Origin of the sequence: Enterobacter sp. MF024 (assembly GCF_005843915.1) — a bacterium.
Classification (GTDB): domain Bacteria; phylum Pseudomonadota; class Gammaproteobacteria; order Enterobacterales; family Enterobacteriaceae; genus Enterobacter; species Enterobacter barmai.
The window spans coordinates 284551-301900 of record NZ_VCBB01000010.1 but is presented as its reverse complement, the minus strand read 5'-3'; the positions used below and the strand labels follow the sequence as shown (position 1 = coordinate 301900).

The following is a 17350-nucleotide window of genomic DNA, read 5'->3' as shown; positions in this document are numbered from 1 at the left end:
CACATCCGCCGTGTCGATGGAGGCGCATTATAGGGAGTTCTTCGGCACTGACAAGCGGAAAAAGACAATTTTATTTCAACCGCTCATCTTTTCGCCATAACGTCTATTTTTGCTGCTTTTTGATGGTTTCTGGCAGTGCTGCAAGGCTGTTAATGACGCAATCCGCTGCGTTTTCTGCTTCTGGCGTAACAGGTTTGCCGGTGCGTACCAGAATTTTATGGCCTACACCTGCTGCGGCAGCTGCCTGCATATCTTCCAGTTTATCGCCCACCATATATGAAGCGCTCATATCTATATGAAGGAACTCTTGCGCGGAGATGAACATACCCGGGTGCGGTTTACGGCAGTCACAGGTCTGACGATACTCTTCTACTGTGCCTTGTGGATGGTGCGGACAATAATAGATACCGTCCAGGTCAACGCCACGATCGGCCAGGGACCAGTCCATCCATTCTGTTAAGGTCTCAAACTGTGCTTCGGTGAATTTACCGCGCGCGATGCCTGACTGGTTGGTAACCACCACCAGCGCAAAACCCATCTCTTTTAATTCACGCATGGCTTCTATTACGCCATCGATGAATTCAAATTCGTCTATCTCATGTACATACCCATGATCGACATTAATTGTGCCGTCACGATCGAGAAAAATTGCGGGTACTGATTTTGCCACCGGTTTGCTCCTGAAAAGGGATGTCTGCTTAGTATCTCATGTTTCACTGCGCAAGAAAGTGCTCATCGCGCAGAGTTGGATTGATTTAGACGTCTGGATGCCTTAACATCCGTTTTGTTGACGGTCATCGCCCGCATCAGGCAGCAGAAAATGCCACGGCTAACTTACATACGATAAAAATAATCTAATGATTAAACTTTCGAATATCACCAAAGTGTTCCAGCAAGGGAACCGTACCATTCAGGCGTTGAACAACGTTAGCCTGCATGTTCCGGCTGGACAGATTTATGGCGTCATTGGCGCCTCAGGTGCAGGTAAAAGTACGCTCATTCGTTGCGTTAACCTGCTTGAACGTCCGACCGAAGGTCACGTTCAGGTGGATGGCAAGGAACTGACTACCCTTTCCGAATCAGAACTGACTAAAGCTCGCCGCCAGATTGGCATGATTTTCCAGCACTTTAACCTGCTCTCCTCGCGCACCGTGTTTGGTAACGTTGCCCTGCCGCTGGAGCTGGACAATACGCCAAAAGACGAAATCAAACGCCGCGTGACCGAGCTGCTGGATCTGGTCGGTCTGAGTGACAAACATGATACCTTCCCGGCGAACTTATCCGGTGGACAAAAACAGCGTGTGGCCATTGCCCGTGCCCTGGCCAGCAACCCGAAAGTGCTGCTCTGTGACGAAGCCACCAGCGCCCTGGATCCCGCAACTACCCGCTCGATACTGGAGCTGTTGAAGGACATTAACCGTCGCCTGGGACTGACCATTCTCCTTATTACACACGAGATGGATGTCGTTAAACGCATCTGCGACTGCGTGGCAGTGATCAGCAACGGGCAACTGATTGAGCAAGACACCGTAAGCGAAGTGTTCTCTCATCCTAAAACCCCCCTGGCGCAACAATTCATTCAGGCCACCCTGCATCTGGATATCCCGGAAGACTATCTGGCCCGTCTGAAAAGCCAGCCTGAAGCCAACAGTGTTCCGATGCTGCGGATGGAATTTACCGGCAAGTCAGTGGATGCACCGCTGCTGTCCGAAACCGCCCGCCGTTTCAATGTGAATAACAACATTATTAGCGCGCAGATGGATTACGCCGGTGGCGTCAAGTTCGGCATCATGCTGACTGAAATGCACGGCACGCAAGAAGATACGCAGGCTGCTATCGCCTGGCTGCAAGAGCATCATGTAAAAGTTGAGGTACTGGGTTATGTCTGAGGCAATGATGTGGTTGCTGGCACGCGGCGTATGGGAAACGCTGGCGATGACCTTCGTATCCGGCTTCTTCGGTTTTGTCATTGGTCTGCCGGTAGGCGTGCTGCTGTACGTTACCCGTCCGGGTCAGATTATTGAGAACGCGAAACTGTACCGCACGCTCTCTGCGCTGGTGAACATCTTCCGTTCCATTCCCTTCATTATTCTGTTGGTCTGGATGATTCCATTCACCCGCGTTATTGTGGGCACGTCCATCGGCCTGCAGGCCGCTATCGTTCCCCTGACCGTGGGCGCAGCACCCTTTATCGCCCGTATGGTTGAGAACGCGCTGTTAGAGATCCCGTCGGGCCTGATTGAAGCCTCTCGCGCTATGGGTGCGACGCCGATGCAGATCGTACGCAAAGTCTTACTGCCTGAAGCGCTGCCGGGTCTGGTCAATGCGGCCACCATCACGCTGATTACCCTGGTAGGTTACTCTGCGATGGGCGGTGCTGTCGGTGCAGGCGGTCTGGGTCAGATCGGTTATCAGTATGGTTACATTGGCTACAATGCTACCGTCATGAATACCGTGCTGGTTCTGCTGGTTGTACTGGTTTATCTCATTCAATTCTCTGGCGATCGCATCGTCCGGGCTGTTACGCACAAATAACGTTACACAACACAAACTCGACGAGTTAAGGATAAAAACATGGCGTTTAAATTTAAGACCTTTGCTGCGGTAGGCGCGCTGATCGGCTCTCTGGCACTGGTAGGTTGTGGCCAGGACGAAAAAGATCCAAACCATATCAAAGTAGGCGTTATCGTCGGTGCGGAGCAGCAGGTTGCAGAGACGGCAGCAAAAGTGGCGAAAGAGAAATATGGCCTGGACGTCGAGCTGGTTACGTTCAACGATTACGTTCTGCCTAACGAAGCGCTGAGCAAAGGCGATATCGATGCTAACGCCTTCCAGCACAAACCATACCTGGATCAGCAGATCAAAGATCGTGGCTACAAGCTGGTTGCGGTAGGTAATACCTTTGTTTACCCAATCGCAGGCTACTCCAAAAAAATCAAATCATTAGAAGAGCTGCAGGACGGTTCTCAGGTGGCGGTACCTAACGACCCAACTAACCTTGGCCGTTCCCTGCTGCTGCTGCAGAAAGTGGGTCTGATTAAACTGAAAGACGGTGTTGGCCTGCTGCCAACCGTTCTGGACGTAACCGAGAACCCAAAAAACCTGAAAATTGTTGAGCTGGAAGCGCCACAGCTTCCACGCTCTCTGGACGATGCGCAGATCGCCCTGGCGGTTATCAACACCACTTACGCCAGCCAGATCAACCTGACCCCAGCGAAAGACGGTATCTTTGTAGAAGATAAAGATTCTCCATACGTTAACCTGATCGTTACCCGCGAAGACAACAAAGATGCGGAAAACGTGAAGAAGTTCGTCCAGGCCTACCAGTCTGATGAAGTTTACCAGGAAGCAAACAAAGTCTTTAACGGCGGCGCAGTTAAAGGCTGGTAATCTGACCTTTGTGTAATATCATTCAGGACGGGCGAAAGCCCGTCTTGTCATTTATGCAGGCAACTGATTCAATATCTGACGATTTGATAATTCATTGAGGAAACATTATGCGTGCTTTACCGATCTGTCTTTTAGCACTGATGCTGAGCGGCTGTTCTATGCTAAGCAGATCTCCTGTTGAACCTGTTAAAAGCACAGCAACCCCGCCAAAAGTGGAGCCTGAGAAGCCAAAAGCGCCACGTCCTGCGCCGGTAAGGATCTATACCAAGGCTGAAGATTTAGTGGGTAAACCGTTCCGCGATCTGGGTGAAGTTTCCGGCGATTCTTGCCAGGCCACCAACCAGGATTCTCCTCCCAATATTCCCACTGCGCGTAAACGCATGCAGATCAATGCCTCTAAAATGAAGGCCAATGCGGTTCTGCTGCACAGCTGCGAGGTGACCAGCGGTACACCTGGCTGCTACCGTCAGGCCGTTTGCGTAGGCTCTGCCCTTAACGTCTCGGCGAAATGAGTGCTTTCCAGTTCGAGCAGATAGGCGTTATTCGCTCGCCGTATAAAGAGAAGTTTGCCGTGCCGCGCCAGCCCGGGCTGGTAAAAAGCTGTAGCGGCGAACTTCACCTGCTCGCGCCTTATAATCAGGCCGATGCCGTGCGCGGACTGGAAGCGTTCAGCCATCTGTGGGTGCTGTTTATCTTTCATCAGACCATGGCTGGCGGCTGGCGCCCTACCGTGCGCCCGCCTCGTCTCGGCGGTAATGCCAGGATGGGCGTATTTGCTACACGCTCGACGTTTCGCCCGAACCCTGTCGGCATGTCGCTCATCGAGCTGAAAGGCATTCGCTGTCTGAAGGATCAGGTGATCCTCGAGCTCGGCAGTCTGGATCTGGTGGATGGTACGCCCGTGGTGGATATCAAACCGTATCTGCCCTTTGCCGAAGCCCTGCCGAATGCGCGCGCCAGCTACGCCCAGCAGGCTCCTCAGGCTGATACGCCGGTCTGGTTTAGCGATGCGCTTCTCCCACAATTAATCCAGCTGGAAAAGCGCTACCCTCGCCTGCGGGAATTTATTGTCGACGTGCTGGCCCAGGATCCCCGTCCGGCCTACCGCAAAGAGGAAGAAGCCGGAAAAACCTACGCCGTTCTGCTGCTGGATTTTAACGTTCGCTGGCGGGTCACAGCGGCGGGCTTCGAAGTGTTTGCCCTCGAACCGCAGTAATTTTATCCTCTTCTCTTTTGGCATCTTTGCCACACTGGTAAACTAAACCACTTTTTTTGTGTCAGGCTGCCGATCAGCCTGTTCCACTCTTCGAAATGGAACCGTAACAACATGCGTACTAGCCAATATCTGCTCTCCACTCTGAAGGAGACACCTGCCGACGCCGAGGTGATCAGCCACCAGCTGATGCTGCGCGCCGGGATGATCCGCAAGCTGGCCTCCGGGTTATACACCTGGCTGCCGACCGGCGTGCGCGTCCTGAAAAAAGTCGAAAACATCGTGCGTGAAGAGATGAACAACGCCGGTGCTATCGAGGTGTTAATGCCGGTAGTTCAGCCTTCTGAGCTATGGCAGGAGAGTGGACGCTGGGAGCAGTATGGTCCGGAACTGCTGCGTATTGCCGATCGTGGCGATCGTCCCTTCGTTCTCGGCCCAACGCATGAAGAAGTGATTACCGATCTGATCCGTAATGAGCTGAGCTCCTACAAGCAGCTGCCGCTCAACTTCTTCCAGATCCAGACCAAGTTCCGTGACGAAGTTCGCCCACGCTTTGGCGTTATGCGCTCTCGCGAGTTCCTGATGAAAGATGCGTACTCTTTCCATACTTCTCAGGAGTCTCTGCAGGAGACTTACGACAAGATGTACGAAGCGTACAGCAAAATCTTCTCCCGTATGGGTCTGGATTTCCGCGCTGTGCAGGCTGATACCGGTTCTATCGGCGGTAGCGCATCCCATGAATTCCAGGTGCTGGCACAGAGCGGTGAAGACGATGTGATCTTCTCTGACTCCTCTGATTACGCTGCGAACATTGAGTTTGCTGAAGCACTGGCGCCAAAAGCGCCGCGCGCTGCTGCAACCGAAGAGATGAAGCTGGTTGATACGCCAAACGCGAAAACCATCGCCGAGCTGGTTGAGCAGTTCAACCTGCCGATCGAAAAAACGGTCAAAACCCTGCTGGTGAAATCGACCGAAGGCAGCGCATACCCGCTGGTTGCCCTGCTGGTACGTGGCGATCACGAGCTGAACGAAGTAAAAGCAGAGAAACTGCCACAGGTTGCAAGCCCGTTAACCTTCGCAACGGAAGCGGAAATCCGTGCCGTCGTGAACGCCGGTCCTGGCTCCCTGGGCCCGGTGAATATGCCAGTTCCTGTCGTTATTGACCGCACTGTTGCCGCGATGAGCGACTTCTCCGCAGGCGCGAACATCGATGGTAAACACTACTTCGGTATTAACTGGGATCGCGATGCCGCGACCCCAGAAGTGGCGGATATTCGTAACGTGGTAGCAGGCGACCCAAGCCCGGACGGCAAGGGTACCCTGATGATCAAACGCGGTATTGAGGTCGGTCATATCTTCCAGCTGGGTGATAAATACTCCCGCGCCATGAACGCTGCCGTTCAGGGTGAAGATGGTCGCAATCAGGTTCTGACCATGGGCTGCTACGGTATTGGGGTAACGCGTGTGGTTGCTGCCGCTATCGAGCAGAACTACGACGAGCGTGGCATCGTCTGGCCGGACAACATTGCACCGTTCCAGGTCGCGATCCTGCCGATGAACATGCACAAGTCATACCGCGTTCAGGAGCTGGCGGAAAAACTGTACAGCGAGCTGCGTGCGCAGGGTATCGAAGTGCTGATGGACGATCGTAAAGAGCGTCCAGGCGTGATGTTTGCTGATATGGAACTGATCGGTATTCCACACACCGTGGTCATCGGCGATCGTAACCTCGACAACGACGAGATCGAGTACAAATATCGTCGTAACGGCGAGAAGCAGATGATTAAAACCGGTGACGTACTGGATTACCTGGTAAAAGCCATCAAGGCATAAGCCACAAAAAACCCCGCTGATGCGGGGTTTTTTATTTCAGCTATTTGCTGTCGCAATTTTTGCCTGCTTCAAAGCGGGCGTCGCTGTCCGGTACCAGCGTTTTGACTCGCTCGCCGCTGTCCGGGTTAGCCTCAAAGGTAAAATGCCCGTCCACAGTGAGCAGCACCGGTTTGGTATCACTCCCGCGCGCCGCCGCGTAATCCCGTTCCAGCTGGGCGTTATTCGCCACGCTCACCTTTTTGCCGGTGGCGCAATCGGTAAAGATCGCCGCATCGGCCATATAGAAGTACATGCCGCGCATCGCCATCGGCGTTGCTGGCAGTGCAGCGGTTACCGGTGCCAGGGTGTAGTTAAACTGTGATTCTATGGGATTTCCCTGGATGTCGAGCATCTCCAGCCCTTCGCCTTTGGCGCGGAAATAGCGCTTTTCGCCCTTCGTATCCGTCAGCACCAGCTTATCGGCCGTTCGCGCCCAGGTGCCGTAGCTGGCAAAAGAAGAAGGCGCTTTTGCCCCCTGATAATGTTGATTCATTACCCAGGTACCGTCTTTTTCCAGGAACAGTGAGGTCTCAATACCTTCGCAGTCGGCGCAGGGTAAAACGCCCCGCCAGCTCTGCTGCATCGGTTTTAACGCCTCTTCGTGGGTCGGCTCAAGAACCTGCATCTCTGCGCGGTTATGACACCCCATCAGGACGAACAGCGCGCTGGCTGCCACCACTGAAAATATCGCTGTTTTCACTTTAGATTCCTTATCTCAACCACCTGTTAATCCTGAGGGCGTCGAACTTTGCCACGCAGTGCTTTGACGGTCGATTTTTGTGATTTCGAAGCCAGACGGCGCTCTTTCGATGCACGTGTCGGGCGGGTTGCCCGACGGCTTTTTTGCACTGCCGTTAACTCCTGTATGACCGCCACAAGCCGGGCAAGCGCGGCTTCCCGATTCATCTCCTGGCTGCGGTACTCCTGCGCCTTGATGATAATCACGCCGTCACTGGTGATCAGATGATGGCTGGCGGCGAGCAGGCGTTCTTTGTAATACTCTGGCAGGCTGGAGGCCCGAATGTCAAAGCGCAGATGAATAGCCGTTGAGGTTTTATTCACATGCTGGCCCCCCGCTCCCTGGGCGCGGATCGCGGTGATCTCGACTTCATGATCGGGAAGGCTGACGCTTCGGGACAGGACAATCATGACCGGGACTGCCAGGCTTCCGGATGAATTTCCAGATTATTCTCAGCATCCGACAACCAGATGGCGCCATCCTGAATCGTCGCCTGCAGATTCATGGTCCGTCCGGCAAAGGCACTCAGTTTAGCGAGCTGTTCATCATCCAGGTACCAGACGGACAGGTTGTCGAACTGGGCACACTTATTCTTGTTCTGCTGCCACCAGATCTCCGCTGCGCGGTTGTTGTAGGTAAAGAGCGCCACCTCAGCAGACTGGGTGCAGGCTTTCTTAATGCGACGTTCATCCGGCAGGCCCAGCTCAATCCACAGATCGATGCCCAGATGATCGTTGAGTAGCCAGGCTTCCGGCTCGTCTTCCGCGCTTAATCCACGGGTAAACTGCAGACGCTCATTGGCATACTTAATCCATGCCAGCAGGCGCAGCATCATGCGCTCCTGCGTTTCGGAGGGATGACGCGCCAGCGTCAATGTCGCATCCAGAAACTGATTGCGGTCTAAATCCGCTACATTGACCGCGGCTTTGTAAATTGTCGCTTTAAGCGCCATGAGAGAACTCCTTTCGAATCAGGTGCGCATTGTAGCGAAATCTCCGCCAAAAGGCTGTTACAGGCTTAAGAATGTCTCTGACATCAACCTGCTGATATTGCTTAAATGAGTATGGTATAGTCACCTTGCTAAACCGGGTTTATCTTCGTAGGCTTAAAGGTATCTCACAGTAAAGTCAGTGCGCTGGCAGGAGGGGATGTGAATAATTATTGTGAGCTAATTCGCAAACGGTATGCGGAAATTGCCAGCGGCGATCTGGGGTATGTCCCCGATGCGTTGGGCTGTGTATTGAAAGTTCTGAATGAAATGGCGTCGGATGACACGCTTTCAGAATCGGTCAGAGAAAAAGCAGCATATGCTGCTGCGAATTTACTGGTGAGCGATTATGTCAATGAATGATACATACCAACCAATTAACTGCGATGACTACGACAATCTCGAGCTCGCCTGCCAGCATCACCTGCTTCTGACGCTGGCGTTAAAAGATGGCGAAGTGCTGAAGGCAAAGGCCAACGATCTGGTTTCCCGAAAGAACGTGGAGTATCTGGTCGTGGAAGACGGTGGCGCAACGCGCGAACTGCGTCTCGATAAAATTGCCAGCTTCAGCCATCCCGAAATCGGCACCGTTGTGGTGAGCGAGTCCTGATCCTGTGTAACGGGCAGCCTGCTGCCCGTTACGTTTCCCATTCCAGCTGTACGCCCTGCTCCGCTTCAGCCGCCCCTTCCCGCGTAACAAACACACCTGCAGCAGCTACCAGCGTTTCGCCGTAAAACAGCAATGGCGTGGTATCCCGACGCCAGGGCGCAACGTTAAGTTCCTGCCAGATTTTTTTGATCTTTCGACCACCGTTTCGCCCGATGATGTGCAGCGTGCCGCTGGCGCGAAAGCGCACCGTTACCGGCTCATCCGGTTGCGGCAGTCGGAGATTGCCGCCTGCGCTGAGGTAAAGCCTACCCAGCCCTTCCGGCAGGCACAGCGGCTGGTGAACAGAGGGCCAGTCGATAACGCGTTCAGCCAGAGAGGGATGGTATTTCACCCACCACAGCTCTCCCCGAAAGCGCCTGATTTCACCTTCGCCAGAACGCAGTCGCGGCGTCGCATCTTCCCGGGCCAGCGCCACCTCATCCCAGAGACGAGTAAGCATGGCGCGCGACGGCATTAACGCCCCGTGCAGAGCCAGCCATCTGCGCAGAAGCGCAGCACGACGCACCGCGCTCATCGTCTGCAGCGGTGCGATAGCCAGCGCCCCGTCTTTCGAAACCAATGTCATTAGCTCGCCTGCCAGCAGTTCATCCAGCAACTGCTCCTGCTCGGCGCACAACGTGGCGCTGCGGGACGTGGCCTCTGCAAAATGCGGCCAGCGCTCTGCCAGCAGCGGCAGGACGCGCAGGCGCAAAAAATTGCGGTCATAGCTGTCGTCCTGGTTGCTTTCGTCCTCAATCCAGCGCAGATCCCAGCGCTGCGCCCATGCCTGCAGCGATTCACGCGTCTCGCCGAGAAGGGGACGGATCTGTTCGGTATCGGCAAAACGCGCCCGTGCGGGCATGGCAGAGAGCCCTGCCGGGCCGCTGCCGCGCTTCAGGGCCAGCAGGAAGGTCTCACACTGATCGTCGAGATGTTGCGCCGTCACCAGCGCTTCGCCCGGCAGAAGGGCATCAGTAAAGGCGGCATAACGCGCTTTACGCGCCTGCGCCTCGAGCCCCAGCCCCTCTTCTGCCAGCGTCACCCGGACCACGATCAGCGGGATATTCCATTCATGGCAGAGATGCTGGCAATGAGCGACCCAGCTGTCGGCGTGTGGGCTCAGACCGTGATGAATATGGATAGCGCGCAGCTCGAGGCCGGGCTCCTGCTCACGCCAGAGCTTGAGCTGATGCAGCAATACCGTGGAATCCAGGCCACCGCTAAATCCCACCAGCAGTCGGCGGTAAGGGTGAAGGGCTCGCTGAAGTTCGGTTGTGGTCATCGTCGTCATTTATACAGAAAGGTGCCCGGCACGTTACCGGGCATTCCCTGGCGAGGCAAGCGTTACTGCTGATAGAGCTCCAGCGGCAGGCCATCAGGATCGTTGAAAAAGGTGAAGCGCTTCCCGGTGAAGGGATCGATACGGATGGCCTCACACTTAACGCCGTGGGATTGAAGGTGCTCTACCGCCTGGTCAATATCATCCACGCTGAACGCCAGGTGGCGTAAACCGCAGGCTTCAGGTCGGGACGGACGCGCCGGCGGGAACGGGAACGAAAACAGCTCAATGACATACTGGCCATTCAGCGCCAGATCACCCTTCCAGGAATCACGCTCTTCACGATAAAACTCGCTCTGCAGGGTGAAACCCAGCGTATCGCAGTAAAACGCCTTACTCACGGCGTAGTCGGTGGCAATAATTGCAATGTGATGAACCTGCTTTAAACCCAGCATAGCCTCTCCTTATTGGTGTGCCTGAACGTTATATCCGAATCCCCGTGCCGCGCAAGGGGTCATGGCGCTTTTAAGACCCGTACCCTATAGATGCCGTTTTCATCCCGTCTGGCACCGTGGATATCGGTTTCGAAGCCTGGATAATGACGGCCAATCGAGCAGAGCATGAGCAGGAAATCGAGCACCGCCCTGCTCTTCTCGGTGATCATCTCGCCGGGCATCAGCAGCGGCACGCCGGGGGGATAAGGCAGGATCATATTGGCCGAGACCCGCCCGACCAGATCCTCCAGATCGACCGTTTCCACTTCTCCTTTCACCTGACGCTGCCAGGCATGGTGCGGGGTGAGCTTCATCTCCGGCAGGACATCAAACGCCTGTAGCATCAGCCGCGGCAGATCGTGCTGACGAATGAGCTTGTGGATCCCTTTGGTCAGATCCTGGATACGCATGTTGCGGTAAAAATCAGGATCCTCGGCATAGAGATCCGGCAGCATGTTCCTGACCCGCAAATTGAGATCGTAGGCGCGCTTAAATTCCATCAGGCCGCGCAGCAATCCCATCGCCCGGGTTTTGTCGATGCCGATACTGAACAGGAACAGCAGGTTATACGGCCCGGTTTTTTCGACCACCACGCCGCGCTCATCGAGGAATTTAGCTACCAGCGCCGCCGGGATCCCCTCTTCGCTCATTTCCCCCTGCTCGTCCATTCCCGGCGTCAAAATGGTGACTTTGACCGGATCGAGGAACATATGATCCGCATCGGCATCGCGAAAGCCATGCCAGCTCTCGCCCGGTGCGACAGGCCAGCATTCGGCTTCATCAATCTCGTCCGGCTGCCAGATATCGAAGAACCAGCCGTCGGCCTCATCCTTAAGACGCTGGACCTCTTTACGGAAATGCAGCGCGCGCTCAACGGAGCGGTTTATCAGGCGCTTACCGGGATTGCCGCGCAGCATCGCCGCGGCGGTTTCAATCGAGGCCACCAGCGGATAGCTGGGTGATGTGGTGGTGTGCATCATAAAGGCTTCGTTGAAGGTATCTTCGTCGTACTCACCTTTAATGTGGATCAGCGAAGCCTGAGAAAACGCCGCCAGCATTTTGTGCGTAGACTGGGTTTCAAAGAACACTTTTCCCGGCAGACGCTCACCGCTCATTCCGCTTTTACCGGCATAGATCGGATGGAAATTGGTATAGGGCACCCACGCCGAGTCGAAATGGATTGAGGGCACATCCAGGGTCTGTTTCACCCAGTTAGTGTTATACAGCAGGCCGTCGTAGGTGGAGTTGGTGATCACCGCATGCACCGGCCAACTTGCTCCAGGGACTGCAGCCACTTTGCGTTCAATGGCGGCATGGGAAAACTCCCGGCGCGGGATCCCGCCCAGAATGCCCAAAGCATTTCTCGTGGGCGACAGCCAGAGCGGAACGACATCGCTCATCATCAGCAGGTGCGCCAGAGATTTGTGGCAGTTGCGATCGATAAGCAGAGTGCTGCCGTCGGGGGCGGCGTACATGCCGACGATCTTGTTCGATGTCGAGGTGCCGTTGGTCACCATATAGCTCTGCTCGGCACCAAAAGTACGGGCAATATACTCTTCGGCCTCGAGATGCGGGCCGGTATGATCCAGCAGCGATCCCAGCTCCGTCACCGAGATCGACACATCCGCTTTCAGCGTGTTCCCGCCAAAGAAATCATAGAACAGACAGCCCACCGGGCTTTTCTGATAAGCCGTCCCTGCCATGTGCCCCGGCGTACAGAAGGTATACTTGCCCTCTTTCACATAGGTGAAAAGCGCGCGGGTAAACGGCGGAGTGATGGTATCCAGGTATTCGCCGGTGTATTGCTGAATGCGGGTAGCAATATCCTCTGCAATCCCCAGAGAATACTCAAAGAACCACAGCGCCATCCGCATATCATGGGCGCTGACATCCATCGTGGAGTGGGTATTGATAAAGGCGTACAGCGGCAGGTATTCGTTGAGCTGGTTGATGTCGCTGCATAATTCCAGATCGTACTCGTCCCAGTCGAAAATGACGCCGCAGATACGGGGGTTATGTTCGATAAACTTCAGTAAGTCGGCGCTGTTTTGCGGCCAGATAAGTTGAAACCCGCGCGATGCCAGCGCCTGCTCCAGCTCCTTGATGGGTTCGTCTTTATAAAAGACGCCGTGCGGCCCCATAATGGCAATGATGTTCACGGTTTACCTCCTTGAAAAACATTAGCTAAGCATAGTTGAGGTAAACAACGGGTATAAAAAAAGCCGCAACACTGTGCGGCTTTTAAGATTATTGCGTAGCTTAGGCGTAGCCGTAGCTCATCAGACGCTGATAACGGCGGTTCAGCAGATCTTCTTTGCTCAGCACGTCGAGGTCTGCGAGGTCAGCCAGCAGCTGCGCCTTCAGAGACGCGGCCATAACTTCCGGCTTACGATGCGCGCCACCCAGCGGTTCCGGGATAACGGTATCGATCAGCTTCAGCTCTTTCAGGCGCGGGGCGATAATGCCCATCGCTTCCGCAGCCAGCGGCGCTTTGTCGGCGCTTTTCCACAGAATGGACGCGCAACCTTCCGGAGAGATAACGGAATAGGTGCTGTACTGCAGCATATTCACTTTATCGCCCACGCCAATCGCCAGCGCACCACCGGAGCCACCTTCACCGATAACGGTACAGATAACCGGTACACTCAGACGCGACATTTCACGCAGGTTGCGGGCAATGGCTTCAGACTGGCCGCGCTCTTCAGCGCCCACGCCCGGGTAAGCACCTGGGGTGTCGATAAAGGTGATAATCGGCATATTGAAACGCTCGGCCATCTCCATCAGACGCAGGGCTTTACGGTAGCCTTCTGGTGCTGGCATACCGAAGTTGCGGCGAATTTTTTCTTTGGTTTCGCGCCCTTTCTGGTGGCCAATGATCATCACCGGACGACCGTCGAGACGAGCAATACCGCCAACGATAGCTTTATCGTCAGCGTATGCGCGGTCACCTGCCAGTTCGTCGAATTCATCAAACGCCAGGCGGACATAATCCAGGGTGTACGGACGCTGAGGATGGCGAGCCAGCTGGGCTACCTGCCATGCGCCGAGATCGGCAAAGATTTTGCGCGTCAGTTCTACGCTTTTTTCACGCAGACGATGCACTTCTTCGTCGATGTTAATATCCAGTTTTTCATCCTGACGGCCCACGGCAGTCAGAGAATCGATTTTCGCTTCCAGCTCTGCAATCGGCTGTTCGAAATCAAGGAAATTCAGACTCATAGTATTCCTGTATTAGTCAAACTCCAGTTCCACCTGCTCCGAACCAATGAGGCCACGGAGATCGTTAAGTAAACGATCGCTCGGAGAGACACGCCACGACGCACCAAAGCGCAATCGTGCACGCGCATCCGCCCTCTGATAGTAGAGATGTACTGGAATGGTCCCCGAGCGGTGGGGTTCCAGAGACTGACGGAGTCGGTTTAAAAGCTGGTCATCAATTTGCCTGTCCGTCAGCGAGATAGCAAGCCCGCGAGCATATTTTTCCCGGGCTTCGTCAATGTCCATCACTTCGCGGGCGGTCATTTTAAGCCCCCCGCTGAAGTCATCAAAGCTGACCTGTCCGCTGACGATAAGTATGCGGTCTTTTTCCAGCAACTGCTGATATTTATCCAGAGCGTCGGTGAATAACATCACCTCCAGCCGCCCGGAACGGTCATCCAGCGTACAGATGCCGATACGATTGCCGCGCTTGGTGACCATAACCCTCGCGGCAATGACGAGCCCCGCAGCCGTGGTAATCTTACCACGTTCTGTCGGATGCATGTCTTTCAGCCGGTAGCCTCCGACATAGCGCTCAATTTCTTTAATGTACTGATTGATCGGGTGCCCGGTCAGGTACAGACCCAGGGTTTCGCGCTCGCCATCCAGCACCGTCTGTTCCGGCCACGGCTGACAGCTGGCATAGGACTGTTCGATCTGCTCCGGCTCTTCGGCCAGCACGCCGAACATATCAGCCTGACCAATGGCTTCGGCTTTTGAGTGCTGGTCGGCGGCCTTCAGGGCGTCGGCCAGCGAGTTCATCAGCGCCGCGCGATGCGGCCCGAGACGGTCAAACGCCCCGGACATAATCAGCTTTTCCAGCACCCGGCGGTTAAGCTTTTTGATATCGGTGCGGGCGCACAGGTCAAACAGCTCGCGGAAATAGCCGCCCTGATTACGAGCTTCGATGATGGCTTCAATCGGGCCTTCACCCACGCCTTTAATCGCGCCGATACCGTAAACGATCTCGCCATCGTCGTTGACGTGGAAATGGTACTGCCCGGAGTTGATGTCCGGCGGCAGGATTTTCAGCCCCATGCGCCAGCACTCGTCCACCAGCCCGACCACCTTCTCGGTGTTGTCCATATCGGCGGTCATTACCGCGGCCATAAACTCAGCCGGATAGTGCGCCTTCAGCCACAGCGTTTGATAGGAGACCAGCGCGTAGGCTGCGGAGTGTGACTTGTTGAACCCGTATCCGGCGAATTTTTCTACCAGATCGAAGATTTTCATCGCCAGTTCGCCGTCAACGCCGTTTTTCTTCGCCCCTTCTTCGAAGGTGCCGCGCTGCTTGGCCATCTCTTCCGGCTTTTTCTTACCCATCGCACGACGCAGCATGTCCGCGCCGCCCAGGGTGTAGCCAGAGAGCACCTGGGCAATCTGCATAACCTGTTCCTGATACAGGATGATGCCGTAGGTCGGCTCCAGTACCGGTTTCAGGCTTTCGTGCTGCCACTGCACATCCGGATAGGAGAGCTCTTCACGGCCGTGCTTACGGTCAATAAAGTTATCTACCATCCCTGACTGCAGCGGCCCCGGACGAAACAGCGCCACAAGGGCGATCATATCTTCGAAACAGTCAGGCTGCAGGCGCTTGATCAGATCTTTCATGCCGCGGGATTCAAGCTGGAAGACCGCCGTGGTCTCCGAGCGCTGCAGCATATCAAAGCTTTTCTTGTCATCGAGCGGGATCGCGGCGATATCAATCGGCTCCAGGCCCTGTTTGGCCCGGCGCGGGTTGATCATCTTCAGCGCCCAGTCGATGATGGTGAGCGTACGCAGGCCGAGGAAGTCAAACTTCACCAGACCCGCGTATTCCACGTCGTTCTTGTCGAACTGGGTGACCGGGTGCGAGCCGGTTTCGTCGCAGTAGAGCGGCGCAAAGTCGGTGATTTTAGTCGGGGCAATAACCACGCCACCGGCGTGTTTACCGGCGTTACGGGTGACCCCTTCCAGCTTGCGCGCCATGTCGATCAGCGCTTTGACCTCTTCATCCGCCTCGTAGATCTCCGGCAGCTGCGGTTCCGCTTCGAACGCTTTCGCCAGGGTCATGCCCGGATCGGGTGGCACCAGCTTCGAGATGCGATCGACAAAGCCGTACGGATGCCCCAGTACGCGGCCCACGTCGCGGATAACCGCTTTTGCCGCCATGGTACCAAAGGTAATGATCTGCGATACCGCGTCACGACCGTACATGTCCGCCACGTGTTCAATAACCTGGTCGCGTTTCTCCATACAGAAGTCAACGTCGAAGTCAGGCATCGAGACACGTTCCGGGTTCAGGAAGCGTTCGAACAGCAGGTCAAATTCCAGCGGATCGAGGTCGGTAATTTTCAGCGCATAGGCCACCAGCGAGCCGGCACCGGAACCACGGCCCGGTCCTACCGGCACGCCGTTATCCTTCGACCACTGGATAAACTCCATAACGATCAGGAAGTAGCCGGGGAACCCCATCTGGTTGATCACCTGGAGTTCAATATCCAGACGTTCATCATATTCCGGGCGCTTCTCGGCGCGAACGGCCGGATCCGGGAAGAGGAATTCAAGACGCTCTTCCAGACCCTCTTTCGATTTCATGACCAGGAAGTCTTCGGTGGTCATGTCGCCGGTCGGGAACTGCGGCAGGAAGTATTCGCCCAGACGGACGGTGACGTTACAGCGCTTCGCGATCTCTACGCTGTTCTCCAGCGCTTCCGGGATATCGGAAAACAGCTCGCACATCTCCTCTTCGCTGCGCATATATTGCTGCGGCGAATAGTTGCGCGGACGTTTCGGATCGTCGAGGGTAAAGCCATCGTGGATTGCGACGCGAATTTCATGGGCGTCAAAATCGTCGGCATTGATGAAGCGCACGTCGTTGGACGCCACAACGGGCAACCCTTGCTCCTCTGCAAGCGCCACCGCGGCGTGCAGATAGTTTTCTTCATCCGGACGGCCGGTGCGGATCAGCTCCAGATAGAAGCGATCCGGGAAGTACTCTTTATAAAAATCGACGCACTGCTCCACCAGCGCGGTGTTACCGCGCAGCAGGCATCTGCCGATGTCGCCCATCCGGCCACCGGAGATAAGCAGCAACCCTTCATTCAGCTCCGCCAGCCACTCGCGATCGATCCACGGGCCCTGCGGGCCGTAGCCGCGCTGATAGGCACGGGAGATCAGCAGCGTCAGGTTCTGGTAGCCGGTGTTATTCATCGCCAGGACGGTGATTTGCGTCATTTCATCGGCGAGCAGTTCGCTCTGAACGTGAAAATCGGCACCAATCACCGGTTTCATTCCTGCGCCATGCGCCGTTCCGTAGAACTTCACCAGACCGCACAGGTTAGTGAAGTCGGTGATCGCCAGCGCAGGCATGCCAAGCGCGGCCGCCTTTTTCACCAGCGGCCCGGTTTTCGCCAGCCCATCAATCATGGAATAGTCGCTGTGCACCCGCAGGTGTACGAAACGTGGTTCAGCCATCTTCAGATTCCG

Annotated in this window: 17 protein-coding genes; 8 read left to right on the top strand and 9 right to left on the bottom strand. The window is 55.4% G+C overall.

Annotated features, from left to right (window positions below; genetic code table 11):
• Positions 1-103 precede the first annotated feature (103 nt).
• A complete protein-coding gene (gene gmhB / locus FFB58_RS16735; RefSeq protein ID WP_138370474.1) occupies positions 104-670 on the bottom strand; it encodes a D-glycero-beta-D-manno-heptose 1,7-bisphosphate 7-phosphatase in 567 nt (188 codons plus the stop codon).
• A gap of 187 nt (positions 671-857) precedes the next feature.
• Here gmhB and metN point away from each other — a divergent pair, with 187 nt between their 5' ends.
• The 6 genes from metN to proS all read left to right on the top strand — a co-directional run bounded on the left by metN (position 858) and on the right by proS (position 6436).
• Positions 858-1889, top strand: a complete 1032-nt coding sequence (gene metN, locus FFB58_RS16730; protein ID WP_039030284.1) for a methionine ABC transporter ATP-binding protein MetN — start codon at positions 858-860, stop codon at positions 1887-1889.
• On the top strand, positions 1882-2535 hold the full coding sequence (locus FFB58_RS16725) for a methionine ABC transporter permease MetI (protein WP_039030285.1): 654 nt from the start codon (positions 1882-1884) through the stop codon (positions 2533-2535). The genes metN and FFB58_RS16725 overlap by 8 nt, the downstream gene beginning before the upstream one ends.
• Positions 2536-2574: 39 nt before the next feature.
• Positions 2575-3390 carry a methionine ABC transporter substrate-binding lipoprotein MetQ gene (gene metQ / locus FFB58_RS16720; RefSeq protein ID WP_039030286.1) on the top strand — a complete coding sequence of 272 codons (816 nt, stop codon included), beginning with the start codon at positions 2575-2577 and terminating at the stop codon, positions 3388-3390.
• A gap of 107 nt (positions 3391-3497) precedes the next feature.
• Positions 3498-3902, top strand: coding sequence for an Rcs stress response system protein RcsF (rcsF, locus tag FFB58_RS16715; protein WP_039030287.1), 405 nt, complete (start codon positions 3498-3500; stop codon positions 3900-3902).
• A complete protein-coding gene (tsaA, locus tag FFB58_RS16710) occupies positions 3899-4606 on the top strand; it encodes a tRNA (N6-threonylcarbamoyladenosine(37)-N6)-methyltransferase TrmO (protein ID WP_039030288.1) in 708 nt (235 codons plus the stop codon). The genes rcsF and tsaA overlap by 4 nt, the downstream gene beginning before the upstream one ends.
• A 111-nt stretch (positions 4607-4717) precedes the next feature.
• Entirely contained in the window at positions 4718-6436 is a 1719-nt protein-coding gene (gene proS / locus FFB58_RS16705) for a proline--tRNA ligase (protein ID WP_039030289.1), read from the top strand.
• A gap of 40 nt (positions 6437-6476) precedes the next feature.
• Here the strand turns inward: proS and nlpE are convergent, their stop codons facing one another.
• The 3 genes from nlpE to FFB58_RS16690 are packed head-to-tail and all read right to left on the bottom strand — an operon-like array spanning position 6477 to position 8166.
• On the bottom strand, positions 6477-7175 hold the full coding sequence (gene nlpE, locus FFB58_RS16700; protein WP_138370473.1) for an envelope stress response activation lipoprotein NlpE: 699 nt from the start codon (positions 7173-7175) through the stop codon (positions 6477-6479).
• A 26-nt stretch (positions 7176-7201) separates the two neighbouring features.
• On the bottom strand, positions 7202-7624 hold the full coding sequence (arfB, locus tag FFB58_RS16695) for an alternative ribosome rescue aminoacyl-tRNA hydrolase ArfB (RefSeq protein WP_039030291.1): 423 nt from the start codon (positions 7622-7624) through the stop codon (positions 7202-7204).
• Positions 7621-8166 (bottom strand): YaeQ family protein, encoded by a 546-nt coding sequence (locus FFB58_RS16690; protein WP_138370472.1) that lies wholly within the window; start codon positions 8164-8166, stop codon positions 7621-7623. The genes arfB and FFB58_RS16690 overlap by 4 nt, the downstream gene beginning before the upstream one ends.
• A gap of 198 nt (positions 8167-8364) precedes the next feature.
• Between FFB58_RS16690 and FFB58_RS16685 the strand changes: the two genes are divergently transcribed.
• Positions 8365-8565 carry a YaeP family protein gene (locus FFB58_RS16685; RefSeq protein WP_039030293.1) on the top strand — a complete coding sequence of 67 codons (201 nt, stop codon included), beginning with the start codon at positions 8365-8367 and terminating at the stop codon, positions 8563-8565.
• Entirely contained in the window at positions 8552-8812 is a 261-nt protein-coding gene (gene rof, locus FFB58_RS16680) for a Rho-binding antiterminator (protein ID WP_039030294.1), read from the top strand. Before FFB58_RS16685 ends, rof begins: the two co-directional genes overlap by 14 nt.
• A gap of 28 nt (positions 8813-8840) precedes the next feature.
• On the opposite strand, the gene tilS is transcribed toward rof, so the two are convergent.
• The 5 genes from tilS to dnaE form a co-directional block, all read right to left on the bottom strand.
• Positions 8841-10133 (bottom strand): tRNA lysidine(34) synthetase TilS, encoded by a 1293-nt coding sequence (gene tilS, locus FFB58_RS16675; RefSeq protein WP_138370471.1) that lies wholly within the window; start codon positions 10131-10133, stop codon positions 8841-8843.
• Positions 10134-10195: 62 nt separating this feature from the next.
• On the bottom strand, positions 10196-10585 hold the full coding sequence (locus FFB58_RS16670) for a VOC family protein (RefSeq protein WP_138370470.1): 390 nt from the start codon (positions 10583-10585) through the stop codon (positions 10196-10198).
• Positions 10586-10644: 59 nt separating this feature from the next.
• Complete coding sequence (locus tag FFB58_RS16665) at positions 10645-12783, bottom strand: lysine decarboxylase LdcC (protein ID WP_138370469.1); 2139 nt, start codon at positions 12781-12783, stop codon at positions 10645-10647.
• A 100-nt stretch (positions 12784-12883) separates the two neighbouring features.
• On the bottom strand, positions 12884-13843 hold the full coding sequence (gene accA, locus FFB58_RS16660; protein WP_039030298.1) for an acetyl-CoA carboxylase carboxyl transferase subunit alpha: 960 nt from the start codon (positions 13841-13843) through the stop codon (positions 12884-12886).
• Positions 13844-13855: 12 nt separating this feature from the next.
• A complete protein-coding gene (gene dnaE, locus FFB58_RS16655) occupies positions 13856-17338 on the bottom strand; it encodes a DNA polymerase III subunit alpha (RefSeq protein ID WP_138370468.1) in 3483 nt (1160 codons plus the stop codon).
• Positions 17339-17350: the final 12 nt, after the last annotated feature.